1 protein-coding gene is annotated in these 417 nt (G+C 65.7%); it reads right to left on the bottom strand.

The genetic code is table 11. The features are described 5' to 3' along the window. On the bottom strand, window positions 1–395 hold a 395-nt coding region (locus tag I6F37_RS41860; RefSeq protein WP_225154651.1), incomplete at its 3' end, for a hypothetical protein. Between the last annotated feature and the right edge of the window lie 22 nt (window positions 396–417).

Below are 417 nucleotides of genomic sequence, written 5' to 3'. Positions count from 1 at the left end.
CCGTACACACCGATCGAGCCGAGCAGACCGGCAACGGCCGCGAACACGCCGAGCAGCACCGCGTAGAAACGCTCGCGGGCGCGCGAGCTGGCCTCCAGTTGTTCCATCGGCACGATCGCGTCGATGCCAATGTTGGGATCGACGCCGTTGAGGACTTCACGCACGCGCGGGACCCGCGATCCCGGATCGCCGGCGGTGCGTAGCGCGAACGACAGAAAACCAATCGCCGTTTCGTTCTGTCCCGCCGGCCGATCCTTGCTGAATCGCGCCAGGTACTGGCGGTAGTCGAAGAAGATTTCGGCCACCAGCGGATCGGTCGCCGCTTCCTGGCGGACGTCTTCGACCACTCCGATGACGGTTGCCTGTGCCTGGCCCTCGCCGACATACCAGGTCATCTCCTGGCCAACCGCGCTGGCA

Source organism: Bradyrhizobium sp. NBAIM08, assembly GCF_020193935.1.
GTDB lineage: Bacteria > Pseudomonadota > Alphaproteobacteria > Rhizobiales > Xanthobacteraceae > Bradyrhizobium > Bradyrhizobium yuanmingense.
This window is presented reverse-complemented; position numbering and strand designations above follow the sequence as displayed.